Source organism: Halohasta sp. A2, from assembly GCF_056175805.1.
The window spans coordinates 1-285 of record NZ_JAQFWV010000264.1 but is presented as its reverse complement, the minus strand read 5'-3'; the positions used below and the strand labels follow the sequence as shown (position 1 = coordinate 285).

1 pseudogene is annotated in these 285 nt (G+C 56.1%); it reads right to left on the bottom strand.

What is annotated here, in order from left to right:
• A pseudogene (locus O2S87_RS19065) lies at window positions 1–215 on the bottom strand (IS110 family transposase); the annotation flags it as partial.
• Window positions 216–285 lie beyond the last annotated feature (70 nt).

The window sequence follows — 285 nt, the reverse complement described above, 5'->3', positions numbered from 1 at the left end:
GGATGAGCGACAGCCACATCCAAGTGTTCGGACAGCGTATCGTGGATGTGGTAGTAATTGCTGGTCGCTTCAATCGCGGCTTGCGAGCCAGCGTATTGCTGAGCGAGTTCGTCGAGGTTCGCGTTCTCGACGCGAACCTCTTCGGCAATCTCGCCAGCCTCATCCATTACTGCCACCTGTGCGTACTGTTTGTGGACATCAATTCCGAGGTACATGGTTTGTTCACCCAGGACGCCAGTGCGTGAAGCAGAGATTCACCTATTCGGGCTTTCCCGGATGCCGCGC